The sequence below is a fragment of the Nitrincola schmidtii genome, assembly GCF_008973715.1.
Classification (GTDB): Bacteria; Pseudomonadota; Gammaproteobacteria; order Pseudomonadales; family Balneatricaceae; genus Nitrincola; species Nitrincola schmidtii.
In genome coordinates this window covers 23,405-47,752 of record NZ_WBOL01000004.1, presented here as the reverse complement: position 1 = coordinate 47,752, position 24,348 = coordinate 23,405, and the positions used below count along the sequence as shown (strand labels likewise).

The 24,348-nt window shown below is 44.2% G+C and carries 24 protein-coding genes, 1 other RNA gene and 1 pseudogene; 13 read left to right on the top strand and 13 right to left on the bottom strand.

The annotated features are described in order from the left end of the window. The first annotated feature begins 25 nt into the window (after positions 1-25). A complete protein-coding gene (locus F7R24_RS04770) occupies positions 26-253 on the top strand; it encodes a DUF2798 domain-containing protein (protein WP_151670109.1) in 228 nt (75 codons plus the stop codon). A gap of 54 nt (positions 254-307) precedes the next feature. Here F7R24_RS04770 and pyrC read toward each other — a convergent pair whose 3' ends face one another. The 3 genes from pyrC to F7R24_RS04755 all read right to left on the bottom strand — a co-directional run bounded on the left by pyrC (position 308) and on the right by F7R24_RS04755 (position 2,460). Then, positions 308-1,345, bottom strand: a complete 1,038-nt coding sequence (gene pyrC, locus F7R24_RS04765) for a dihydroorotase (protein WP_151670108.1) — start codon at positions 1,343-1,345, stop codon at positions 308-310. 132 nt (positions 1,346-1,477) lie between these two features. After that, the gene (locus tag F7R24_RS04760; RefSeq protein ID WP_151670107.1) at positions 1,478-1,696 is read right to left on the bottom strand and encodes an LPXTG cell wall anchor domain-containing protein; all 219 of its coding nucleotides are present in this window, start codon (positions 1,694-1,696) and stop codon (positions 1,478-1,480) included. Between the two features lie 224 nt (positions 1,697-1,920). Next, complete coding sequence (locus F7R24_RS04755) at positions 1,921-2,460, bottom strand: fasciclin domain-containing protein (RefSeq protein WP_151670106.1); 540 nt, start codon at positions 2,458-2,460, stop codon at positions 1,921-1,923. 135 nt (positions 2,461-2,595) lie between these two features. Between F7R24_RS04755 and ilvD the strand changes: the two genes are divergently transcribed. Next, the gene (gene ilvD, locus F7R24_RS04750) at positions 2,596-4,272 is read left to right on the top strand and encodes a dihydroxy-acid dehydratase (protein ID WP_151670105.1); all 1,677 of its coding nucleotides are present in this window, start codon (positions 2,596-2,598) and stop codon (positions 4,270-4,272) included. An 86-nt stretch (positions 4,273-4,358) separates the two neighbouring features. Here ilvD and F7R24_RS04745 read toward each other — a convergent pair whose 3' ends face one another. Further along, positions 4,359-4,820, bottom strand: coding sequence for a GNAT family N-acetyltransferase (locus tag F7R24_RS04745; RefSeq protein ID WP_151670104.1), 462 nt, complete (start codon positions 4,818-4,820; stop codon positions 4,359-4,361). Between the two features lie 381 nt (positions 4,821-5,201). Between F7R24_RS04745 and F7R24_RS04740 the strand changes: the two genes are divergently transcribed. Together F7R24_RS04740 and F7R24_RS04735 are read left to right on the top strand one after the other, a co-directional pair. Continuing rightward, on the top strand, positions 5,202-5,549 hold the full coding sequence (locus F7R24_RS04740) for a hypothetical protein (protein WP_151670103.1): 348 nt from the start codon (positions 5,202-5,204) through the stop codon (positions 5,547-5,549). Between the two features lie 254 nt (positions 5,550-5,803). Next, positions 5,804-7,225 carry a DNA cytosine methyltransferase gene (locus F7R24_RS04735; protein WP_151670102.1) on the top strand — a complete coding sequence of 474 codons (1,422 nt, stop codon included), beginning with the start codon at positions 5,804-5,806 and terminating at the stop codon, positions 7,223-7,225. A gap of 16 nt (positions 7,226-7,241) precedes the next feature. Here F7R24_RS04735 and F7R24_RS04730 read toward each other — a convergent pair whose 3' ends face one another. The 6 genes and pseudogenes from F7R24_RS04730 to smpB all read right to left on the bottom strand — a co-directional run bounded on the left by F7R24_RS04730 (position 7,242) and on the right by smpB (position 12,500). Continuing rightward, positions 7,242-7,973 carry a SinI family restriction endonuclease gene (locus F7R24_RS04730; protein WP_168926778.1) on the bottom strand — a complete coding sequence of 244 codons (732 nt, stop codon included), beginning with the start codon at positions 7,971-7,973 and terminating at the stop codon, positions 7,242-7,244. A gap of 152 nt (positions 7,974-8,125) precedes the next feature. Further along, positions 8,126-9,526, bottom strand: coding sequence for a plasmid recombination protein (locus F7R24_RS04725; protein ID WP_151670100.1), 1,401 nt, complete (start codon positions 9,524-9,526; stop codon positions 8,126-8,128). Between the two features lie 145 nt (positions 9,527-9,671). Further along, positions 9,672-11,222, bottom strand: a complete 1,551-nt coding sequence (locus tag F7R24_RS04720; RefSeq protein ID WP_168926777.1) for a site-specific integrase — start codon at positions 11,220-11,222, stop codon at positions 9,672-9,674. Positions 11,223-11,333: 111 nt separating this feature from the next. Further along, a pseudogene (locus F7R24_RS14975) lies at positions 11,334-11,528 on the bottom strand (DUF6538 domain-containing protein); the annotation flags it as partial. A gap of 95 nt (positions 11,529-11,623) precedes the next feature. Then, positions 11,624-11,981: a transfer-messenger RNA gene (ssrA, locus tag F7R24_RS04715) on the bottom strand. A gap of 45 nt (positions 11,982-12,026) precedes the next feature. Next, positions 12,027-12,500 carry an SsrA-binding protein SmpB gene (gene smpB / locus F7R24_RS04710; protein WP_151670098.1) on the bottom strand — a complete coding sequence of 158 codons (474 nt, stop codon included), beginning with the start codon at positions 12,498-12,500 and terminating at the stop codon, positions 12,027-12,029. An 80-nt stretch (positions 12,501-12,580) separates the two neighbouring features. Between smpB and F7R24_RS04705 the strand changes: the two genes are divergently transcribed. Genes F7R24_RS04705 through F7R24_RS04695 form a run of 3 tightly spaced genes read left to right on the top strand, consistent with a single transcriptional unit; the run spans position 12,581 to position 14,700 of the window. Continuing rightward, complete coding sequence (locus F7R24_RS04705) at positions 12,581-13,942, top strand: sodium-dependent transporter (protein WP_151670097.1); 1,362 nt, start codon at positions 12,581-12,583, stop codon at positions 13,940-13,942. A 19-nt stretch (positions 13,943-13,961) separates the two neighbouring features. Next, on the top strand, positions 13,962-14,393 hold the full coding sequence (locus F7R24_RS04700; RefSeq protein WP_151670096.1) for a type II toxin-antitoxin system RatA family toxin: 432 nt from the start codon (positions 13,962-13,964) through the stop codon (positions 14,391-14,393). Between the two features lie 10 nt (positions 14,394-14,403). Then, positions 14,404-14,700: an RnfH family protein gene (locus F7R24_RS04695; protein ID WP_151670095.1), complete on the top strand. Its 297-nt coding sequence runs from the start codon at positions 14,404-14,406 to the stop codon at positions 14,698-14,700. 2 nt (positions 14,701-14,702) lie between these two features. On the opposite strand, the gene F7R24_RS04690 is transcribed toward F7R24_RS04695, so the two are convergent. Continuing rightward, positions 14,703-15,029: an outer membrane protein assembly factor BamE gene (locus tag F7R24_RS04690; RefSeq protein WP_151670094.1), complete on the bottom strand. Its 327-nt coding sequence runs from the start codon at positions 15,027-15,029 to the stop codon at positions 14,703-14,705. An 89-nt stretch (positions 15,030-15,118) separates the two neighbouring features. Here F7R24_RS04690 and fur point away from each other — a divergent pair, with 89 nt between their 5' ends. After that, positions 15,119-15,541, top strand: a complete 423-nt coding sequence (gene fur, locus F7R24_RS04685; protein WP_151670093.1) for a ferric iron uptake transcriptional regulator — start codon at positions 15,119-15,121, stop codon at positions 15,539-15,541. A 43-nt stretch (positions 15,542-15,584) separates the two neighbouring features. Here the strand turns inward: fur and recN are convergent, their stop codons facing one another. Further along, positions 15,585-17,249 carry a DNA repair protein RecN gene (gene recN, locus F7R24_RS04680; protein ID WP_151670092.1) on the bottom strand — a complete coding sequence of 555 codons (1,665 nt, stop codon included), beginning with the start codon at positions 17,247-17,249 and terminating at the stop codon, positions 15,585-15,587. A gap of 185 nt (positions 17,250-17,434) precedes the next feature. On the opposite strand from recN, the gene grpE reads away from it, so the two are divergent. From grpE to dapB, 4 genes are all read left to right on the top strand, one after another. Then, entirely contained in the window at positions 17,435-18,079 is a 645-nt protein-coding gene (grpE, locus tag F7R24_RS04675; RefSeq protein ID WP_240775987.1) for a nucleotide exchange factor GrpE, read from the top strand. A gap of 108 nt (positions 18,080-18,187) precedes the next feature. Continuing rightward, a complete protein-coding gene (gene dnaK / locus F7R24_RS04670; RefSeq protein ID WP_151670091.1) occupies positions 18,188-20,104 on the top strand; it encodes a molecular chaperone DnaK in 1,917 nt (638 codons plus the stop codon). Positions 20,105-20,213: 109 nt separating this feature from the next. Next, positions 20,214-21,353: a molecular chaperone DnaJ gene (dnaJ, locus tag F7R24_RS04665; protein WP_151670090.1), complete on the top strand. Its 1,140-nt coding sequence runs from the start codon at positions 20,214-20,216 to the stop codon at positions 21,351-21,353. Positions 21,354-21,382: 29 nt separating this feature from the next. Beyond that, entirely contained in the window at positions 21,383-22,192 is an 810-nt protein-coding gene (gene dapB / locus F7R24_RS04660) for a 4-hydroxy-tetrahydrodipicolinate reductase (protein ID WP_206057475.1), read from the top strand. Between the two features lie 49 nt (positions 22,193-22,241). Here the strand turns inward: dapB and F7R24_RS04655 are convergent, their stop codons facing one another. Next, positions 22,242-22,805 (bottom strand): YqaA family protein, encoded by a 564-nt coding sequence (locus F7R24_RS04655; protein WP_151670089.1) that lies wholly within the window; start codon positions 22,803-22,805, stop codon positions 22,242-22,244. 180 nt (positions 22,806-22,985) lie between these two features. Between F7R24_RS04655 and F7R24_RS04650 the strand changes: the two genes are divergently transcribed. After that, positions 22,986-24,347, top strand: coding sequence for a V-type ATP synthase subunit B (locus F7R24_RS04650; protein WP_151670088.1), 1,362 nt, complete (start codon positions 22,986-22,988; stop codon positions 24,345-24,347). Position 24,348: the final 1 nt, after the last annotated feature.

Here is a 24,348-nt window from a genome sequence, read left to right as displayed (position 1 = left end):
AGAAACTATAAAAGGACCCCTGAACATGTTTTCATCCCGTCATCAGAAGTTGGTTTTTACGTTTTTAATGTCCATTTATATGGTCACCATCATGACATTTGTGATTACTTTGGTGAATACCGGTATGGCTGATGGGTTTTTGCTGCGCTGGTTTAAAGCATTTGCAGTGGCTTGGCCAGTAGCATTTGTTCTGATCTTGGTGGGTGGTCCACGGATTCAGAAATTAGCAGGAAAACTGATTCGCCAAGGTTAAAACCCAAAAGGTTAGGTTTTTTTACTTGGCGAATAGTTAGGATCTGATTAGGGCTTAAGCGTGTAATTTCCAGCGAAGTGTTTCACCTGCACGAAGTGGCACGATGATGTCATTTCCAAAAGGCATTTCATCTGGAACTTGCCACGCGTCTTTGAGTAAGGTTACTTGCTCTTGATTGCGTGGTAAGCCATAAAAATCCGCGCCGTAGAAACTTGCAAATCCTTCCAGCTTATCTAGAGCACCTAGATCTTCAAAAATTTCTGCATAGAGCTCAATCGCTGCATAAGCGCTGTAGCAGCCTGCGCATCCACACGCATTTTCTTTAGCACCTTTGGCGTGCGGTGCAGAATCGGTTCCTAAGAAAAACTTATGGCTGCCGCTCACCACAACATCCTGCAATGCTTTTTGATGAATATTGCGTTTCAAGATGGGTAAGCAGAAGAGGTGAGGGCGAATGCCACCGACCAGCATGTGGTTACGATTGTAAGCTAGATGTTGAGGCGTAATCGTTGCGCCAACATTATCACCATGCGCTAGGACAAATTCGGCTGATTCTTTCGTGGTGATATGTTCAACCACCATTCTCATTTTAGGATGGCGCGCTGCTAAGGGTGCTAATATTTCATCCAGAAATTCTTTTTCACGGTCAAAAATATCAACATGATTATGCGTTACTTCACCGTGTACCAATAAGGGCATATTGGCTTCAGTTAAAGCAGCGCAGATATCATCCAGTTTGCCTAAATCGGTTAAGCCTGAATCGGAGTTAGTGGTCGCACCCGCAGGGTAGAGCTTGACCGCTTTCACATACTCGGTCCTACCCGCTTCAGCGATTATCTCGGCACTTGTGTGATCAGTGAGATACAGCGTCATCAAAGGGTTAAACTGAACGCCTTCAGGAACATGCGCCATAATACGTTCACGATAAGCTAGAGCCTGTTCAGCATTAGTCACAGGTGGCTTGAGATTGGGCATCACAATAGCGCGATGCATCTGTCTAGCCGTTGCAGGCACAACATGTTGCAACACTTCTCCATCACGTAAATGAAGGTGCCAATCATCGGGACGAGTCAGGGTTAAGCGGTCAGTCATCGTATTAAAGCCCTTTTAATTAAGTAGTAGCCGTTTCCGTGCTGTTAAGGGCAATAGTTTATCACAGGCATGCTTGGTTGCTGAGGGACTTTAACGATGAACGATGACATCAACGGTTGATTATTCGAACAATTAAGGTTTTCTTCTAAAAACTAAAAGAGCCCCGCCAAGTAAAATAGACCCTACGCCAGCCCACATCGGAACATTGACGTTCTTTTTTTCTTTAACAGATAGTTCGATAGGCCCTAAATTTGCTTCATGCGTTTCAGATGTATAACTAAAGCTTCCATAAACTAGACCTAAGGTTCCAGCGACGATCAGTAGGATGCCAATCATTTTAATAGCATTCATTACGAAATCCTTTATCGTGAGTGATAAATAACAACAATATTTGCTGCTATATTCACACCATATAGAGTATTCCCTAGGGAAGATATGTATTTATAAGTATGACGCAGGTTGGCAAGTTAACTTGGCTTAACTAAAAAGAGATGGATGCAGATTAAGAGACTGGTGTACAAGGAATAGTGCCCTGCCGGGGGACGGAAACAGGGCACTATTTTTAGAGCAACTACTTATTCGGGAATCAACACCGTATCGATCACATGAATAACACCGTTAGATGCTTTTACATCTGCCATCACTACTGTTGCGTTGTTAATCATGACGCTGTCGCCAGTAGCGTTAACATTTAAAGAACGGCCTTCCACTGTTTCAGCAGAAAGTTCTTTTCCGGCAATATCGGCGCTCATCACAACACCAGATATGACATGATAAGTCAGAATTGCAGTCAGTTGATCACGATTTTCTGGCTCCAGAAGGCTCGCAACTGTACCTTCTGGCAAGGCTGCGAAAGCTTCATCGGTGGGTGCGAATACAGTAAATGGACCTTCACCGCTTAATACTTCTACTAATTCAGCAGCACTTAGCGCAGCAACCAGGGTTTCAAAGCTTCCATTGGCAACTGCAATCTCTGTAATGGTGCCTGCAGTTTCTTCTTTGCTGTAACCATAGCTGGATGATTCTTTGTTACCACCATGATTGTGAGCAAATGCCATACCACTCAATGCTAAAGAACTTGCGATAGCGATTGCCAGAGTTTTAATTTTTTTCATTGTTAATCTCCATATTGATTTTGTGACAACGTTTTAATCATTCTGCAGATAGATCGAAAGGTCTTACGCTCTGTCTGGTGTATTTGGATTGCAAATCATTTACTGTGAATAAAAATTATCCAGTGAGAGGTTCCTATGTCTGAAGATAAGCGTCGCCAGTATTCGTCACAAGTTGTTGATGGAATTGGTAAATCGGCTAGCAGAGCGATGTTAAGAGCGGTAGGTTTTACCGATGAAGATTTTAAAAAACCTCAGGTAGGCATCGCTTCTACTTGGAGTAATCTGACTCCCTGCAATATGCACATTAATCGTTTGGCTGAAGAATCCGCTGCTGGAGCAGATGAAGCGGGCGGTAAATCTCTTATATTCAATACGATTACCATCTCTGATGGCATCGCTAATGGTACCGAGGGAATGAAGTATTCCTTAGTGTCGCGAGAGGTGATTGCAGACTCTATCGAGACGGTTGCTGGTTGCGAGGGTTTTGATGGATTGGTAGCCATCGGTGGTTGCGATAAAAATATGCCGGGATGCATTATGGGGCTGGCGCGTCTGAATCGTCCTTCTGTCTTTGTGTACGGTGGCACCATTTTACCGGGTGAAAATCATACCGATATAATTTCGGTATTCGAAGCGGTGGGCGCTCATGCTCAGGGTAAAATGGATCTGATCGAAGTTAAACAGATTGAAGAAAAAGCCATTCCTGGTGCGGGTTCCTGTGGTGGTATGTATACCGCTAACACCATGGCCTCGGCGATAGAAGCCATGGGAATGAGTTTGCCCGGCAGTTCTGCACAAAATGCAGTTTCCAATAACAAGCTAGAGGATTGTCGCGCTGCTGGTGCTGCCGTTCTTCATCTACTTGAAAAGGATATTAAACCCTCCGATATCATGACTCGTGAAGCCTTTGAGAATGCGATCACTGTGATCATTACACTAGGCGGATCAACCAATGCAGTGCTCCATCTGATTGCGATGGCCAATACTATCGGTGTTGAGCTGACGCTGGATGATTTTGCAGAAATCGGCAAGCGTGTACCTGTACTCGCTGACTTACGCCCTAGTGGTCACTATATGATGTCTGAGTTGGTGGCTATTGGTGGTATTCAACCGCTGATGAAACGCCTTTTGGATCGTGGATTGCTGCATGGCGACTGTATGACCGTGACGGGTAAAACCCTAGCCGAGAATCTGGCAGATGTTGCGCCTTACCCAGAAGGTCAGCAGATTATTCGTGATTTTGATAACCCCATCAAAGCTGATAGCCATTTACGTATTCTGTACGGCAACCTTGCTCCTACTGGCGCAGTAGCAAAAATCACCGGTAAGGAAGGTACCCACTTTACCGGTCGCGCAAGAGTTTTCCATTCGGAAGAAGAAGCTCAAGAGCGCATCCTTGATGGTTCAGTCGTTGCCGGTGACGTGTTGGTGATTCGCTACGAGGGACCCAAAGGGGGGCCGGGTATGCGAGAAATGCTCAGCCCAACATCCGCTATTATGGGAAGAGGTCTTGGGAGTGATGTGGCCTTGATTACCGATGGCCGATTCTCCGGTGGAAGTCATGGTTTTGTGGTGGGACATATCACACCCGAAGCAGCGGAAGGTGGACCGATCGCCTTAGTCGAAGAGGGCGATATGATTACCATCGATGCGGTTGAAAATCGAATTGTCTTAGATGTATCCGATCAGGAACTTGCACGTCGTCTTGAGACATGGCAAGCGCCTGAACCGAAATACAAAAGAGGTGTGCTGGCTAAATTTGCACGTACTGTGCAGTCGGCATCACAGGGTGCGATTACTGATTTGCCTTGATGCTATGGGTAAAAAGCAGATCAATTAATTTGATCTGCTTTTTAATCGAGCCAGTTTGATATGTGCGATAAGTCAGGCTACATAAATTATTTGGGTGCTGTACTTAGTTGATAAACAATAAAGTCACTCGGACCTGATGTGTATTTATCGTAAAAGCCTCTGCCTCGCTCATTAAAGTGCTGTGTGATCCAGCGTAACAATGACCAACCTCTTTGAATAGCAATGGATTGTAGCTCAGCAACAACGGCATCCGCTGCTCCTGATCCTCGCACATCAGGAGCAATGAAGAGATCATCTACAAAGCCTATTTCACCTCCACTTAATGAACGTGGGCAGGCTCTAAAGTGAACAAATCCGATGACTCTTTTGGATTCATTACGTACCAATAACCCTTCGAATTGATGATCAGGATCTTGTAGCCAAGCCCAGACGCGATCAATAGCGTCTTGTTCTATTTGGGTTTTATAGAAATCTGCGTAGGCTTTAAAAAGTGTTTGCCAGTCCTCTTTATCGTCAGCTTTAGGTTGGCTTAATTGATAATTCGACATGATTGATAACTCTTAGTAGTAGAGTATTAAAGAAATCGTAATCTGAGGGGTCTAGTCTGCCATAGCGGCAACTTTTATGGGTAGAGGTTTTGTAGTGATGCTAGAGGACGTTATTCAATGGAGTGTTGCTAAGTAAGGTGGTGGAGGTGGCGGGTGCCTAAAGTTGCCCCTTAACCTCTTGTAATTGCAATTCTTTTGAAAACGATCTTCAACTCGAATGGCACCAGCGAATGTAATATAGACCACATCAGATCATGATGTAAAGCCTCAATTAGATGATTTTAGTCCTTGTTAAACGTTTATGCTAATACCTTGTATTAATTGATGTTTTAGTTATTCTGAATTATAAAGAGCTCTCAACTTACAAAGAGGAAGTGAAGAGTGAAAAAACTAAAATTGGCACTCGTTGCAATGGTTGCTTTACTGGCATTGGTTGGTACGAAAACTTTTGCTGATGAATTTAAACATCTATACATGGTTATTGGCTATGACGACTTCATCTGGGGTGAGCATGAAGATCACCTATTTGTGATGTCAAACCACTCACTCTTCAGTGATCACTTGGTAACAGGTTGTATTATCACAGATACAAATTACAAAGTGCAGGTGGTTGAAAACAATGAAGAGGTTGCTGGAATTATTTCGGCAGGTGGAAATTTTGAAGCTGATGGTTTCAGTGAGCAGTCTTTAAAAGAGATCCTAGCTGATTCGTTAGGAGAGTGTGATTAAATTTGAAATGGTGTGTTATTTTCTCGTCTGAGCGGGTAGAGCATAATGCATTAAAGTATAATTATTTGATTATTATAAATAGTTCTTATGAGAATGATTTTTTATGTAATCTTGAGGATGGAAAAATCTCACACTCTTGATATAAATGAAATTGAAATAAAGTTTTTCTATGTTCGAAGCTTTATTTTGACTTGACATGTTTTTTTATACAGTTATATTGGTACTCATCACAGGTTTCGATAAGGAAACTAAAAATGAGTACCGAAATTACCATCAATGAAGCAGCTCTGCAACTAGGTGTAAGTGAGCAGAGAGTTAGAACTTTATGTCGCCAAGGTATTTTAGTTGCCCGAAAAATAGGTAACTCTTGGGTCATTGACGCAAAAAGTCTCAAAGTATACGGTCTTAAAACGGCACATCACGTGGCGGAAGACCATCCTGCATATGTGAGGAGTAGTACAAAACCTATTGCTTTAAGTTTCTTTTCAGGTGCTATGGGACTTGACTTGGGTATAGAGAAGGCGGGTTTCGATGTTCGCCTTGCATGTGAAATAGATAAGTTTTGTAGGCAAACTATTGCTTTAAATAAACCTGATATAGCTCTACTGAGTGATATAAATAATTACAACGCGGATGATATCAGAAATGCAGCTGGCTTGAGCAGTTCTGATGAAATTGATCTAATTGTTGGAGGGCCACCATGTCAAGCGTTTAGTACTGCGGGTAATAGGAAAGGCTTCAATGACGAGCGAGGCAACGTTTTTTTAAAGTATTTGGAATTATGCCTTGAATTGAAACCTAAGTACTTTGTGATTGAAAATGTTCGAGGGCTTTTGTCATGCCCAATGGAGCACAGACCTCATGATCAGAGAGGAAAGGACTATCCAGACCTTAGTGAAGATGAACTAAAAGGTGGTGCTCTAAACTTCATCATAAGTAGGGTTGAAAAGTCAGGGTATGGATTTTCTTTTAACCTATATAATTCTGCGAATTTTGGTACTCCACAAATAAGGGAGCGAGTGATTATTGTCTGTTCTCGTGATGGAATAAAGCCACCATTTTTAATACCCACCCATTCTGAAAGTTCAGAATACGAATTACCCAAATGGAATACGTTGAAAAAGTGCATTTCGAAAATTGAAAAGCATGATCACCTTACTTTTCCAGAGAAAAGACTAAAATATTATCGGTTGTTAAAGTCTGGTGAGAACTGGAGAAACCTGCCTGCTGATCTGCAAAAAGAAGCTATGGGTAAATCGTTCTTTTCCGGTGGTGGTAAGACTGGTTTTCTTAGACGGTTAGCATGGGAGAAGCCTTCCCCTACACTAGTTACTCATCCAGCTATGCCTGCAACTGATCTTGCTCATCCTGAAGAGGATAGACCTTTATCTATTCAGGAATATAAGAGAATCCAAGAGTTCCCTGACAGCTGGGAGTTGGCAGGGCCCCTAATTCAACAGTATAAACAAGTAGGTAATGCAGTACCCGTTAGTTTAGGTTGTGCTGTTGGAGAATTGGTTTTGAAATTACTAAGTGGCATTAACGTGATTCAGTATAAAGATTTTAAGTACTCGCGCTATAAAGCCACTACAGATACAGAGTGGAGAAATGAATTCAAAAAACTTGTAGAAGGTCATAAGTCAAAAGTAGAGCAACAACAACTGGGGTTTGGTTGACCCCAGTTATCAAAATTCAGATCCATGGATTTTCTTTTTCAACAGCCAAACAATTTGGATTTTTTGCGAGTGTGGATTTAACAAAATTCGCAAATGATTGCTCTGAAAGACTGGTGGTTCCACAAATTATGTTCAGGGAGTCCCACATATATTCGATTCTATCTGCTTTAATTCTGAACCATTTTTCAATTTGAGTACCATGCCGAATTGCACTACTAGAACTGTTTTCAGAATTACTTCGATTTTTGATTTGAAGAAGTCGACCGTTTTTGTGAACAAAATCTACTGATTTTACTGTTTCACCCCATGCACAATACCAGCCATAAGTTTCTAAATTAACAGCTAAATATTCTTCTAAAATTAAACCGAGTATGTTTTCTGCCGACATGCCCAAGCGATGGCCATAGTTGATTTTTTTAAGATCATTTGGTGAAAGTTTTGTTATTCTTGCACCTATTATTTTTTCAATAATAGGATCAGATACCGTACCCGGAGGGTTAGATATTCTTTGACTTGCTCTTCCATCCTTGCCACTTTGATATTTCAAAATCCATTTTTTGATGGCAGCAGCCTGATCATCATCTTTACCTCCTATATTAGCGGGTGCTCGATCAAAATCATTCACTATGGCGTTAAAAACAACACCTAAGCCTCCGTCCCAAGCTATATTTTGTTGTATTGCAATCCGCTTGGCTAGAGTAATTGAATTTTCACGTCCTAGCTTTTCCAATGCTTCTTTTAGCTTCAAGTGATTCCCCAATACACGAGTCGTTATAAGTTCTGATTTGCAAGTTATGAGGAATTTCACCTCATAACAAGTAATAGCAGATTTAACTTATGACGGCAAAATATAGACAAGAATTTTTTAATACATGCTTGCTTATATTCCATATCTTTAAATTAAACTTCTAAAATACTATATGTATCCGACGACGGCACATCACTCTTTAATAGCGTCATTTCCAACTTTTCCATGTAACTATCAACCAGTTCCTGTATCTTTTCAGGTGGTTGATTCGATTCAACTATTTTCTGAATGTACACAAAATGCTTCTCTAGTGCACCTTTTTCTTTCAGATGAGGGTAGTCCTCAACAGAGATAGAAAGTGCCTTTTTAAGCGATTTTAGAGCATCTTCCGTAACACGATGCTGACGTTGCATAGATTTTTCTTTACCAACTTGCCTGTTGAGTTCGTCAACCTTGCTGCGTAGCTTGGATAGCTGCTCGTTCAATCTAGCTTCAGCTTTCCTCTCAATCCGTTGAGTAATGCCAAACCATCCAAGAAATTTACCCAATACACCATCGTACTTTGACATCTGGCGGATACGGTCATCTAGAGTTGATTTTAACTTAATAGCGTCTTTCTTGAGTTCAGCCGCTTCTCTGGCGTCAAGGTCAGCTTGCTCCTTAAGTTGCTTAGCTTCAGCCAACTGGTCATCAGCTAGAGATTTTTGGTCATCAGCTAATTTTTTCTGGCGATTAATTTCCTCTTGAGTGGCCTCAATCATCATTTGTGCCTGACTTGCTGCCGTGGCTAACTCAACCTCAATAAGTTGGTCAATACTTTTCCCCCTTTGAAGGGATTCAGCAATAGAGTCCAATTGAGCCTGTTCTTTTTTCCATTCCGAGCGACTCTTCCGTCTGCGTTTCGGTCCAAGTCTCGCCTGACCGTAATAGATTGCTACTTCATCATGGTACTTATCTTGGAAACGACGCATCTCCTTTGTATAGGCATCATTTCCTAGTTTCTTTCCTTTACCCGTTCTGTCATTACCCTGCGCTTTTTTACGAGCCTGTTCCCCTTTGTGGATAATATTGAAATCCTCGCTAGGTTCAGTGCTACCGATAAGTATGTGTATATGAGGGTGTGATTCGTCCCAATGCAATGCAGCGACTTTAACCAGATTGGGAAACTCCGTTTCAGCGAAAGTGACGGTATCTTCAGCCCATTCCTTGATTTCAGCAATTCTTTGATTTCGTTCTGGCTCAGACATCGCATTAATATCTTCTATAGATAGAGGATGGCTAGCGATAAGACCAATGCCCACATTTGCATCTTTACGAAGATTGCGTTTTTTGCCGCTATGGAGAACTTTGCTGGTATCTGCTGCGGCAACGATGGCTTCAGCCGATTCTACGAAAGAAGTACCCAATAAAAATTCGGGCGGTTGCGGAGCGTTGACGTGTGGGTGATTTCCACTATCTCGATCTGCTTCTTTAGCAATCGAAATTAGACTACGTTTTTTGTCATTTCCTGTTCGAGCATAAGCCTCGTAATGAACAAATTGATATCCTGCCATAATAAAATCCTTTTCATAAAATAAGTCCTTGTTTTAGTTTTTTTTCAAAGCGTGGGTCTAAGACCCAGTGACCGACTATGTCTTACCCATTTTCCCTACGGTCGATGGGTAAGACGTCGGTCAAGGGGATACCCCTTGAAACCCCTCAATCGCTGACAATAGATTGTTTGTCAGCTTCTTTTTTCTTCCTTGCAGCTAATGCCTTTTTCTTTCTTTCCCAATTTGCTTTGATGTCGATAGGACGACCTACATTGGGTCTTCCTCGCCATCTCGCATACTCCATAAAGGCATCAAAATTCAGGTGGGAAAGATCGATATCGTGATCAATCATGTTCACGGTCGAGGCTAATTGTTTAATCCCTCTACCACGTCCATAGCGAGATGTGGTTGAACCATGTTCATGACCAACCACTGACGCAATCCGAACTTCCTCAACGTCTTGGTCTACCAGACATTGAATGACGGTATGGCGGGTGGAGTGAAACACCTTATCGTCTGGATCGGTGAGGTTACACTGGGACAGATAGCTAGACATTTTGTCATTGCCATTGAACCAATCACTGACTTTCTTCCCGAACTTGTTCTTTTTGTCGAAATTCAGACCAATAAACAGCAAATCACTGCTGGGTGATTCATTTTTTCGTGATTGAACAAATTCAAGAAAACCAAGATTCAGTAATGCCTTGTGGATGGGGACTTTACGAATGGAGTTCTCAGTCTTAACCGACTGTCCTTCGCCTTGTTCTTGGAAATTAAAGCACCAATAACCTTGAGTTTGGATGATATCACAGATGCGTAACTGGCAAATCTCGTTCAATCGAGCGCCTGAGTGGAGGGCGATAAGGATGACCCAGAAATGATAAGCATAAAGATCACGTACTCGATTCAGAGGTGTTTGCGTGTAGTGGTATCCGCTGAGTAATTTTGACAGGTCATCCTGTGTAAAACCTTGGCGTTTTGTGTGGGTCTTGCTGGCAACTTTGAACTCAACACCATCGGAAATATTGATATGATGGTGTTCTTCAGCAAAGGCGAAACGGCAGATCGCTTGGAAAAGAACAAAATACTTCTTGGCTGTTTGCGCCACAATGACCTTATTACCATCTTTGAAGCGTCTGTCAGGGATTTCCGAAACCTTATCTCGCATCATGCGGGCATCAGCACGTGTAAGTGATGAAAAGGGTTTTGACGTGTCGATCATCGTGAACATAAAGTTGATGCGCGATTGTTCATGGTTTCGTGTGTTTTCATCTGACCAATCACCCGATTTGATTTTACTCTTAACAAATAAATCAATGACCTCAGCAATGGTTTTAGCGTTTGTGATGGTCGTGCCACCACCGCCACCGCCGCCGGTGGATCGGCGTTTTTCTAGCCATTCATTTGCATCTTCTTTATCTAGGTTGTGGTTGCCCGAATCAAAGGTAATTTTCTCGACACCAAATTCAACAGTCACCTTGTTCAGTGGGTCCCACTGGTAGGGGTTGAGCATGGGCTGATGTGCATAATTGATTCCACGCATTAAAGGGCGTGTTGATCGGGAGTGATTGGAATAAAGAGATGAAGTTGACCCAAAAAACGATTTTGGGATTGAATCAGATGAGTTGATCTGAGAAGGGGAAAAGTACTTGGTTAGATCAGATAGGTCGTTAGATCTATTTCTCGGTAATGAAACCTCGCGTTCTTGTCGTTGCATAATATCGCTCCTTGACACATTTGAATTGTAAATTTCTTTGTGAATAACACATTGTTTTATCCTGCCAATTAAACTGGATGAATGTACAGTATAGCGATGGGTTCTTAATTCGTCAATATTTTTTTGAAAAATACTTGCATATTCGAATATTTTATGCTTTGCAGTGTTTCTGTCTTTGGTTTGAAGAGAGAAGCGAATTTCGCGTTCAGGGATATTTAGAGACTGGCGAAGGTCTTTGGGCACGACAAAACGGGCAAAGAAATTACCTGTTGCAGAACGGTATGTGTAGGGTAGGGACGAATTCATTGAGAACCCCCAGTGTCACCTGTGAGTGTCACCAATCGGGTAGGGGATGTTCTCTTGGAAAGAAAATGATTGCGAATCAATCATTTATTGCAATTTGGTGGAGGTGGCGGGTTTCGAACCCGCGTCCGCCAATCCTCTGCCTTAAGATCTACATGCTTAGGCTGCTCTATTTAGTTAACCCAGCACGACCCGAGAGCCAGGGTGTTTAGGGCGAGCTCTTTTAGTTTTAACCTTTCAGCTTAGAGCAAAGCATCCGGGCGATTCTGTCTCATATGACACTGCGAACCTCTGAGTTACAGACACCTTAGAGTGCAGCGCTAGCCGACTTAAGCGGCTAGAGCGTAGTTATCGTCGTTTGCAACTATAACTGTGTGATGAGGGATTTACGAGAATCATCACGTTCTCGGCATGCACCCAAGGGTTCGTAATCAGCGTCGAAGCCATGTCACCCCCAGATATCTCCGCCAGTATAGCGGAAGCTGGTACAAATCAGAAGCCTTAAGTAGCCGCCATAATGCGCTGCTTTTGACGATCCCAATCTTTTTCTTTCTCTGCTGCACGTTTGTCATGCAGCTTTTTACCTTTCACCAGCGCGATTTCACATTTGACATTACTTTGCTTCCAGTAAAGTGCCAACGCAACACAGGTATAGCCTTTGGCTTGAGTTGCGCCAATAAGCCGGTCAATTTCACGTTTGTGCAACAACAGCTTTCGATCACGTCTAGGATCAGCAAGCGTGTGTGTGCAGGTCGAAATAATTGGTGTGAAGTGAGCTCCAACGAGCCAAGCTTCGCCATCTTTTATAACAACATAAGAGTCAACCAGCTGCGCGCGGCCAGCACGTAGGCTTTTGACTTCCCAACCAGACAGCACGAGACCCGCTTCGAACTTTTGCTCGATGCTATACTCATGGCGTGCCTTTTTATTTTGGCAAATGGTTGAGCTGGTAGGTTTTGCTTTCTTTTTTGACATGCGCGAATTATATAGACGAGACAGGGGCTTTGAAAGCTGTTTTACTTAACAGGCTGATTAGCCAAATTTAAAAGGTGGGTATGCAAGCAGAACGAAAAGCACAGGAGTTATGGTCGCACCGGAGCGTATTTATTCTTGCGCTAATGGGGTCGTCGATTGGTCTTGGCAATATATGGAAATTTCCTCACCTGATCAGCGAGCAGGGAGGGGGTACGTTTATTCTTGTCTATTTGATCTGCATGCTGTTGGTGGGTGTGCCGATGATGACGGCAGAAGTGTTAATTGGACGGCATACGCGAAGCAATCCTGTACAAGCCCTGCGCATCTTAAGCCAGCAAACAGGAGCATCTCCTAATTGGCAGTGGGTTGGTGTGTTAGCTATCGTAACGGGTTTACTGATTTTTTCTTTTTACGCAGTCGTTGCCGCTTGGATTTTTTACTACGTATTCTCACTTTCGTCTGGATTGCTAGTTGATGTTGGATTAGATCAGTCCAACACCTTTTTCACACAGATGTTGATCAATCCAGATGCACTGGTTATCAGTCACACTCTGTTTATGTTGATTGTTTTGCTGATTCTTGGGGCGGGAGTGCGCCGAGGATTAGATAGGGCAATTCGTTATCTGATGCCATTGATGCTGTTACTGGTGTTGATCTTGTTAGTCTACGCCACGCAAACAGGATATTTTGCTCAGGCGTATCATCATCTTTTTAGTTTTCGTCCAGAGCAAATCACTTCAACCATGGTGCTTTCTGCTTTAGGACATGCGTTTTTTACCTTCTCTTTAGGAATGGGTGTGATTATGACGTATGGATCTTATCTCAGTCGCAAAGAGTCGATAGGTCAAACGGTGGCTTGTGTTGGTGTAATGGATACGGTGCTGGCTTTATTGGTCGGTATGGTTATTTTCCCAGTATTGTTGTCGGTGCAAATGGAGCCTGTATCGGGTCCGGGTTTATTGTTTATTACCATGCCTGTTGCCTTTGGTCAGCTTCATGCGGGTCAGGTGTTGTGTGTATTATTTTTCCTGTTTGTTGGGGTTGCTGCAGTTACTTCGGCAATCTCTTTGATGGAACCAGTTACTGCTTGGATAGAGCAGCAGTTGGGTCTTAAACGCTTTACTGCGGCAACCTTAGCGGTGTTAGGTGCATGGGTACTCAGTTTGGTGGTGTTATTCTCGTTTAGCTATTTTGCTGGCTTTACGTTGTTGCAGATGAATGTGTTTGAGCAGTTAGGTGCTCTGACTACCTATGTGTTGCTTCCTGTTATTGGCTTTGCCACTATGATTTTTACCGGTTGGATCTTAACGCGACGTATCACTCAAGATGAGTTGTCTATGAGTGTACCCTTCTATTATTTGTGGCGTTTATGCTTGAGGTATCTTGTTCCTTTTGTGATTGGACTTATTTTTGTGACAAATCTGTATAATGTCAGTTTTTGAATACAACAATTGAATCTGTATGACAGAAATACATAAAAGTGCACTGGTGCTGCACACAGCAGAGCAGATGTTTGATCTGATAAATGATGTCGGCAATTACCCTAGTTTTGTGCCTTGGTGTGCCAAAACGGTTGTGCTGCACGAGTCAGAAGATGAAATCCAAGCTACGCTGCATGTTGCAAAGGCGGGTTTACAGTATAAGTTCACGACACGTAACCGAAAAAGACGACCGACCTATATGGATATGGAGCTTGTCGAAGGACCTTTCTCGGACTTTACCGCGGCGTGGCACATTACTCCTTTAAGTGATGAGGCCTGCAAAGTCGAGTTTACGATGAAGTATAACTTTGCTGGAAAATTAGCCAATATGGCGATGAGTAAGGTCTTTGCAGGAGTCGCGTCGACCATGGTCGATGTGTTTGTAGAGCGAGCCGATCAACTTTATGGTTGAGGATGATGTGATGATTCGTGTTGAAGTTGCTTATGCTTTACCTGACGAACAAAAAATCATTGCGCTGAATGTGCACCCTGAGACATCGATTTACGAGGCAATCATTCAGTCAAAAATCCACGATTTTTTCCCACAAATTAATGTGGAAACAGATCCTGTCGGTGTTTTTGGCAAGGCAGTGAAAGATCCTAAGTCTACTGAAGTCAGAGAGGGAGATAGAATTGAAATCTATCGCCCATTACTGGCTGATCCAAAGGAAATTCGTGCGCGCAAAGCCGCGGAGAAAGCCGCAAAAGAGCAGGCCTGAGCCTACTCTGATGTGCCGCCGGGTCTGAAGTCACCGCTTATGCGGCTGAGTTGACTATTTTCAAAGAAAAGCGAAATTCTCTCTTGTTCGCGAGGACCTCCGCCACGTTGAATGCTGTAAAGGTAGTCCCAGCGCTCACCTGAAAAGGTATCCGTGATGAGCGGAGTTCCCATGATGAATCTGACTTGGTTATAGGTCATACCCGGTCTGAGCTGATCTACCATCTCTTGAGTAACGACATTTCCTTGAGGAATGTCTATTCTGTAAACTCCGGGGAAGCAACCTGATAGAAACAAAGAGGTTGCCAAAACAATTAGAATTTTTCGCATGGGTAAATAACTTCCACTTTGAAGCGTAAACATTGATAATGAAGTCTACCACTGCAGATCCCAAACCGCATAGTAATTAGAGACAGATTATGGCTATAGAGAATCAAGAGCTTCGCAAAGCAGGACTAAAAGTCACCTTGCCGAGGGTAAAGATTTATCAGTTGCTTGAGCGCGCTGGAGAGGGAGAACATTTTAGTGCTGAAGATATATACAAAATGCTCATGGAAATGGGTGATGATGTTGGCTTAGCAACCGTTTATCGAGTGTTAACGCAGTTTGAATCTGCTGGCCTCGTTTCTCGTCACCATTTTGAAGGTGGTCATTCTGTTTTTGAGCTGGCACGTGATGATGATCATGATCATATGGTCTGCATCAAGACCGGACGTGTTTGTGAGTTCACCGATTCTCGTTTGAATGAGTTGCTGGATGAGATTGCAGAAACCAATGGTTTCGAGATTTCAGATCGTACACTGTATCTTTATGGTAAATTTAAAGACGATAAAGCGAGCTAAACGAATTCACTTCGCCGATGTTGTTGCATCGGCGAATTGCTGATCAGTGTTTTAGCATCTCTTTTGCGTGCATTAAGGTGGCGTCAGTTAGTTGTATGCCACCCAACATTCGCGCAACTTCCTGTAAGCGTGCGTTTTGATCTAAATGATCTATCTGAGTTTGCGTCTTATTCTTCTGACTGCGTTTGCTGACAAATAAGTGCTGATGACCTTGTGAAGCCACTTGTGGTTGATGCGTTACGCAGAGGATCTGTGTGCGTTCACCCAGTTCTCTTAATAGACGGCCAACCACTTCTGCAATGGCACCACCGATACCCACATCGACCTCATCGAATACGAGAGTCGGAGTGCTGGATGTTTGTGCCGTGATGACCTGGATGGCCAGGCTAATGCGTGATAACTCACCCCCAGAAGCTACTTTTGCTAAGGGACGTGCCGTTTGTCCGCGATTGGCTGCGATCAAAAATTCAACTTCCTCCAATCCGTTTGCATTCCATTTACTGTCATCCAGCGGTGTTAGTTGTGCTGAAAAACGAGCGTCAGTCATGCCTAAGCTGTGCAGTTGAATATCCACTGCCTTGGCAAGTTTGGTCGCATGTGTTTGTCGAGACTGGCTCAGCTTTTTGGCTAATGTTAGGTATTCTTGTCGGGCGTTGGTTACATCCTGATGGAGTTGATCCAGCGCTTCATCAGATTGGTGAAGACTGTCCATCTCGAGTTGAAGAGTGTTACGAAGCTCCATTAGTTGATCGGGTTGAACGCGATGTTTGCGAGCAACGTCATAGATCAGTGTTAAGCGCTCTTCAACTTCGTTTAATCGTTCTGGGCTGAGCTCGACATTATCTAAGTAGGAACGTAGTTCATGTGAGGCTTCATCGACTAAAATCTGGGCATTATTCAGCATCTCTGCTACTTGAGACAGTGCAGGTGCATGTCGGCTAACCTGCTGTAACAGCTGCTGGCTTTGATTCAGTAAGCTGATACAGTTCTGCTCATCATGTTCTGAGATGATCTGCATTATCTGATGGCCAGACTGGAGAAGTTGGCCCGCATTTTCCAGTAGCTTTTGCTCTTGCTCTAAGGCCTCAAGTTCATCTTCTTGAAGTGCAAGTTGATTTAGCTCTTCCAGTTGATAACTTAGTAGCTGGGTGCGCGCTGTTTTTTCTGCGCTATCTTCCGTTAGTTTTTTTAAGGTTTGCTCAAGTTTTTGCCAGCGTTGAAATTGCTGGCGCACCTTTTCTGCAACAGGTCGCTGTTGGGCAAAGTCATCTAACAAAATGCGATGATATTCGCGATGAAGAAGGCGTTGATGCTCATGTTGACCGTGAATATCGACTAGGAATTGACCTAGTTCTTTCAGTTGGTTTAGTGGGGCGGGCTGTCCATTAATATAGCTACGACTGCGGCCTTCACGTGTAACAATGCGGCGTATTTGGCATTCATTGTCTTGATCTAAATCGTGCTGAGATAGCCACTCTATTGCTTCGGGAATTTCACTTATATCGAAGGTTGCGGTGATTTCAGCACGCTCTTCTCCCTCGCGGACTGTATCACTGTCAGCTCGATCACCTAGGGTTAACCCCAGTGCATCAAGCATAATAGATTTGCCCGCACCCGTTTCACCACTGATGACGGTCATGCCGTTTTTCAGTTCTAGTTCCAGTTGGTCTACAAGCGCAAAATTATTAATCAATAGATGTGTCAGCATGATCGTCACGCATGGTTATTTATACAGTACTATGTATAAGATATTTTTGTCTTGGCTGCAATAGTTGCACCTTAAGTTAATAAAAAAATGAGTCATTAATTATAAAAACACGCTTGAATCGTGAAACATTGCCCCCATAAATCAGGCATTCTCAAGCTATTGCAGATAATGACAGGAGAAAGTGGATGGCTAACGATCAGCAGAAACACTCGGAAACAGCACCGGAAACCCCGGAGTCGATGCGTGCGGCTGAAGATGTCACCCCAGAAAGTGAGCAGAATGACGCGCCCACTGATGTAGCGGGTGATCAACAGGATGCTCCTCAAGAAAGCCAAGAGGATGTGTCTTTAAACGATGATGAACAAGCACAGCTTGCCTTGGCTAAAGATGAGATTGAGCGTTTGAAGCAAGCGCTGGTGGATACTCAGTTAAGAGCACAAGCTGAAATTCAAAATGTTCGTCGTCGTGCGGAGCAGGATGTCGAGAAGGCACACAAGTTTGCTTTGGATAAGTTCGCGCAAGAATTGTTGCCCGTGATCGATAGCCTCGAGCGAACCGTTCAGGCTTGCTCTTCAGAAGATGAGGTTGTTCGGCCGCTACGGGAAGGCGCGGAAATGACCCTGAACTTGTTTATCAGCAGTGTTGCAAAGTTCAATTTGGATGTGGTTGATCCAACAGGTCAGCCGTTTGACCCTGAATTGCATCAGGCGATGTCAATGGTCGATGCTCCCGATGCGGCACCTAATTCCGTTGTTGCGGTGATGCAAAAAGGCTACACCCTAAATGGACGTTTAGTTCGTCCTGCGATGGTTATGGTCGCAAAAGGGTAATTTAATCCATCTAAATGCGCTTGAAATAATCTGACTGAGCCCCATATAGGGATCAACAGCAAAACACAGAATTCAACCGCTACGCGGTTAACGATTACGGAGAGTAAAATGGGAAGAATTATCGGTATTGACTTGGGTACAACCAATTCATGTGTTGCTATTTTAGATGGCGACAAACCACGTGTTATTGAAAATGCAGAAGGCGATCGTACTACGCCATCCATCATTGCGTTTACTAATGATGGCGAAACCTTGGTCGGCCAGTCTGCAAAACGTCAGGCAGTGACTAACCCTGATAACACCTTATATGCTATCAAACGTCTGATTGGTCGTCGTTTTGAAGATGATGTTGTGCAAAAAGACATCAAAATGGTGCCATACAAAATCGTTAAAGCAGATAACGGCGATGCTTGGGTTCAAGTGCGTGACAATAAAATGGCTCCTCCACAGGTGTCTGCTGAAATCTTGAAAAAGATGAAGAAAACAGCTGAAGACTACCTAGGTGAGCCTGTGACTGCTGCCGTTATTACGGTACCTGCGTACTTCAATGATTCACAGCGTCAAGCCACGAAAGATGCGGGTAAAATTGCTGGTCTTGAAGTTAAGCGTATCATCAACGAGCCAACTGCTGCTGCATTAGCCTATGGTATGGATCAGTCTAAAGGCGATAAAACTATTGCGGTTTTTGACCTAGGTGGTGGTACCTTCGACGTATCCATCATCGAGATTGCTGATGTGGATGGCGAGCACCAGTTTGAAGTGTTGGCGACCAACGGTGACACTTTCTTAGGTGGTGAAGATTTCGACTTAGCGATCATCAATTACTTGGCTGATCAGTTCAAGAAAGAATCAGGTATTGATCTGCACAATGATCCTTTAGCGCTTCAGCGTCTAAAAGAATCGGCTGAAAAAGCAAAAGTTGAATTGTCATCTTCACAGCAGACCGATGTGAACTTGCCTTACATCACGGCTGATGCATCGGGTCCTAAGCATTTAAATGTGAAGCTGACTCGCGCTAAGTTAGAGTCGTTAGTTGAAGATCTGGTTGAGCGCTCACTTGAGCCATGTAAGATTGCTTTGAAAGATGCAGGTCTTTCAGCCTCTGAAGTCGATGAAGTGATTCTTGTCGGTGGTCAAACACGTATGCCTTTAGTGCAAAAGCGTGTTACTGATTTCTTCGGTAAAGAGCCACGTAAAGACGTTAACCCAGACGAAGCGGTTGCTATTGGTGCTGCGATTCAGGGTGCGGTACTGTCTGGTGATGTGAAAGACGTTCTGTTGCTTGACGTCACTCCGCTGACCCTCGGTATTGAAACCATGGGTGGCGTGGCTACGCCATTGATTGAGAAGAACACCACGATTCCTACCAAGAAATCTCAGGTGTTCTCTACTGCTGATGATAACCAGACTGCCGTGACCATTCACGTTGTCCAGGGTGAGCGTAAGCAAGCGAATCAGAACAAGTCGCTAGGGCGTTTTGATTTGGCTGATATTCCGCCTGCTCCACGTGGTGTGCCGCAAGTCGAAGTGACTTTCGATATTGATGCCAACGGTATTTTGAACGTATCAGCGAAAGACAAAGCAACCGGTAAGCAGCAATCTATCGTTATCAAAGCCTCTTCTGGTTTGAGTGATGAAGAAGTTGAACAAATGGTACGTGATGCTGAAGCGCATGCTGAGGAAGATCGTAAGTTTGAAGCCTTGTCTCAGGCACGTAACCAAGGCGATGCCATGGTTCACACCGCTAAGAAAACATTGAAAGATGCAGCGGATAAAGTCACTGATGATGAAAAAGCTAAAATTGAAGCGGCGATCAGCGATCTTGAAGAAGTGCTGAAAGGTGATGATAAAGAAGCGATTGAAAGCAAAACGGAAGCCCTAACCGAAGCAGTTTCTGCTGTTGCTCAGAAGATGTATGCCGATGCGGCTGCAGCTGAAGGTGCGCAGGGTGAACAGGCGAATGAAAAGCCCGCTGATGATGTGGTTGATGCTGAGTTTGAAGAAGTGAAGGATGACAAGAAGTAATCCTTGCACCTTAGCTTAACCCATTGAATTGAAGGCAACGCGGGCACCTGCCCGCGTTGTCGTGTCCGGCTCCCGTAGGAGTCATCGTTAACCGGATCAGATTCGGACTATGTCAAAAAAAGACTATTACGAACTACTGGGTGTCCCACGCGATGCCTCAGACCGCGATATTAAAAAAGCCTATCGTCGCTTAGCGATGAAGTACCATCCTGATCGTAATCCGGATGACAAGCAGGCTGAAGATAAATTTAAAGAGCTTAGCGAAGCTTATGAAGTCTTGTCTGACTCTCAGAAAAAGGCCGCATATGATCAATTTGGTCATGCTGGTGTTGACGGTCAAGGCATGGGCGGTGGTGGTTTCCACGGCGGCTTCGAAGGTAACTTCTCTGACATCTTTGGTGATGTGTTTGGCGATATCTTCGGTGGCGGTGCAGGTGGCAAACGTCGCAGCAGCGTTCAGCGCGGCGCCGATCTTCGCTATAACCTAGACCTAACACTTGAAGAGGCGGTGCGTGGCTGTGAAAAAAGCTTACGCGTTCCAACTCTAGTGGGTTGTGAAGTCTGTGATGGCAGTGGTGCAAAACCTGGCACTAGCGCAAAAACCTGTGGTACCTGTGGTGGTATGGGTCAAGTGCGTATGCAACAGGGCTTTTTCTCCGTGCAGCAAACCTGCCCAACCTGTCATGGTCAAGGTAAAGTCATTTCTGACCCTTGTAATGCGTGTCATGGACAGGGTCGTGTTGAGAAGGTCAAAACCCTACAGGTTAAAATTCCTGCTGGAGTCGATACGGGTGATCGTATTCGCTTATCGGGTGAAGGCGAAGCAGGCAGTCATGGTGGGCCTTCAGGTGACTTGTATGTTCAGGTCAATGTGCGTGAACATCCTATTTTCCAACGTGATGGAAAGCATCTGTATTGCGAAGTGCCGATTAGTTTTGTCGATGCAGCTTTAGGTGGCGAGCTAGACGTACCGACCTTAGATGGTCGTGTGAAGCTGAAAGTGCCGGCTGAAACACAAACAGGTAAACTCTTCAGGCTTCGTGGTAAGGGTATTGCCCCTGTCAGAGGTGGAAGTGTCGGTGACTTGATGGTCAAAGTGACGGTTGAAACACCCGTTAGCCTTAACAGTCGTCAAAAAGAGTTACTGCGTGAGTTTCAAGAGGCCACTGAAGAGGGTAAGCATAAGCATAGCCCTAAGCGTCATGGTTTCTTTGATTCCGTTAAGAAATTTTTTGAAGATATGACCTGATCAATATCGGGTCATTAAGCAGGTGTCAGATGCTGAGAATTGCAGTCACAGGTGCGGCAGGCCGCATGGGAAAAACACTGATTGAAGCAATCAATCAAGCGGACGGTGCGGTCTTATCGGCCGCCATTGTTGAACCTACCAGTAGCTTAATCGGTGCTGATGCAGGTGAGCTCGCTGGGCAAGGGAAGCTAGGTGTGCAGTTGAGTGGATCGCTTGAATCCGTTGCGGATGATTTTGATCTGTTAATTGATTTCACCGCTCCTGAAGTGACGATGCAAAATCTTGCATTTTGTGAAGCTAACGGCAAAAAAATCGTTGTCGGTACCACTGGATTGAATGCAGAGCAGAAACAGCGTTTGCAGCAAGCCTCAGTGACGACTGCTGTAGTCTTCGCTCCTAACATGAGTGTCGGTGTGAACCTGTGCTTCAAGTTACTCGAAATAGCCGCAAAAGCCTTAGGTGATGACGGTGGATACGATATTGAAGTTATTGAAGCACATCACCGTCATAAAGTGGATGCGCCTTCGGGAACTGCGTTGCGGATGGGCGAGGTTGTTGCTGATGCGCTAGGTCGAGATCTAAGCAAGTGCGCTGTTTACGGCCGTGAAGGGCAAACAGGTCCTCGTACTGCCAAAGAGATTGGCTTTGAAACCATTCGTGCGGGTGATGTGGTCGGTGATCATACCGTACTCTTCGCAACTGAAGGTGAGCGTATCGAAATCACTCACAAAGCTTCTAGTCGCATGACCTTTGCTAAAGGTGCTGTGCGTGCAGCGGTTTGGTTAGCGGATAAGCCGAAGGGCTTGTTTGATATGCAGGATGTGTTGAATCTTAAGTGATCTTAGTAAGGAAGTGAGTTGTTCAGCTCACTTCCTTACTATCTCTCTATTAACTGAACAGCCCCTTCGCTGAAGTGAGCAACCAATAGTAGGCATAAATACGGGGTATGCGGAACAGGATAGACGCTAGCAAAACCGTGTGCCAACGAATGTTCAACACTCCAGCAGTCCAGCAGGTAACAGAATAGGGAAGTGGTGTTACTGATCCTATCGCTACAGCCCAAAAGCCGTATTTCTGAATGAATTCATGATGTTCCTGCTCAAATTGACCAAACAGTTTTCTTGACCACTGAAAATGTCCTAGCCAGCGACCAATGCTGTACCCCGTCATGCCTGCAGCGACTGATATACAGCCTAAAATACCCACAAAAAACGGCCAGCGTTCAGCTAAATGTGTCTTCGAGATAATCACTAAGAGTATATCGGGCGGAAAAGGCGTTACTAAGGTGTCGGTGACCATTAAGATGGCAGCCAGACCCCAAAAGCCAATTTTATCAACGACCCAGCTGGTTGCCTGCGCCATTTCTTCTTCAAAAAGAATGCCAAGCGTTACTATAAGCACGATAAAAATCACTAAACCTAACAGTGCTTTAATTAAATTTTTCTGAATCATTTAGAAAACGCTACTCTGGGCAGGAATAAAAGTTGAAATTGTAAAGTGTTTCGAGTTTTCGGAAAAGTACAAGTAGCGGATACATCAGTTGTCGAAGATCAACTTATCAGCTGAGTGTGCTTGTAAAACCTGCATTAGCATGGCTTAATCTTGATAAGCGATTTAAACAGGAAGTAAGCCGTGTCCCAGTTGCTTTTATCCTATTCCAAAATACTGGAAATAGTAGGAGACCTTGTCAAGGTCTATGTTCCAGAGCCAGATAAACACTCCACCGGCAATATTGGTTTTGGCGATCTTGCCATTATTGAAAATCCTCATGATCCTTCCCAGTTACCGGCACTTGCTCAGGTGATAGAGATAGATCGTGACAAAGTGTCTTTGCAAGTTTTTTCTGGTACAAAGGGCTTATCGACCCAAGCCAGTATCCGCTTTTTAGGTCACTCCATGCAGGTCGCCTTCTCTACCAATATACTGGGTAGAGCCTTTTCTGGCGTCGGTGTGCCGATTGATTCGGGTCCTGATTTAAACGAAGAGCCTCATATTGAGATTGATGGACCGACGGTTAACCCGGCTCGTCGTGTACTAGCTTCGCGAATGATACGAACTGACGTGCCAATGATTGATATATTTAACTCCTTGGTTGAAAGTCAGAAAATCCCTATCTTCTCCGTAGCCGGCGAGCCTTATAACCAGCTTTTAGCGCAAATAGGCGCACATGCCGATGCAGATATTATTGTTTTTGGTGGTATTGGTCTGATTTTCGACGATTACCATTTCTTCAAAACAGCCTTTGCAGATGCCGGTGTGTTGGCTAAAACCGTTATGTATGTCCATTTAGGTTCTGACCCCACTGTAGAGGCGCTGTTAGTTCCAGATATGGCGTTGGCTGTTGCAGAACGTTTTGCAGTCGATGAAGGTAAACGCGTCTTGGTACTGCTAACTGATATGACCGCCTATGCCGATGCGTTGAAAGAGGTGGGTGTTGCAATGGAACATGTACCCTCTAACCGAGGATATATTGGCGACCTTTATTCCCAGTTGGCACGCCGTTACGAGAAAGCCTGTGACTATAAAGGCGCTGGCTCTGTCACGATTTTATCAGTAACCACTATGCCAGGTGACGATGTCACACACCCTGTACCCGACAATACCGGATATATTACCGAAGGTCAGTTTTACCTTCATGATGGTGTCTTGGACCCCTTTGGATCGCTGTCACGCTTAAAGCAGCATGTCATCGGTAAAGTTACCCGGGAAGATCACGGTCAAATTATGAATACCATGGTGCGCTTTTATGCCTCCGCACAGGATGCCCAACAGAAACAAGCCATGTCGTTTGAGTTAACTGAATATGACCATCGTTTATTACGTTTTGGCGAACTGTTCCGTAAACGTTTTATGGATATACGGGTGACCATTCCTTTAGAAAAAGCCTTAGATCTTTGTTGGAAAACTCTTGCAGAATGCTTTGAGGCAGAAGAGTTGTTGATGAAGCAGGACTTAGTGGATAAGTATTTCCCTGTTAGTGTTCAACGGAGTTAAT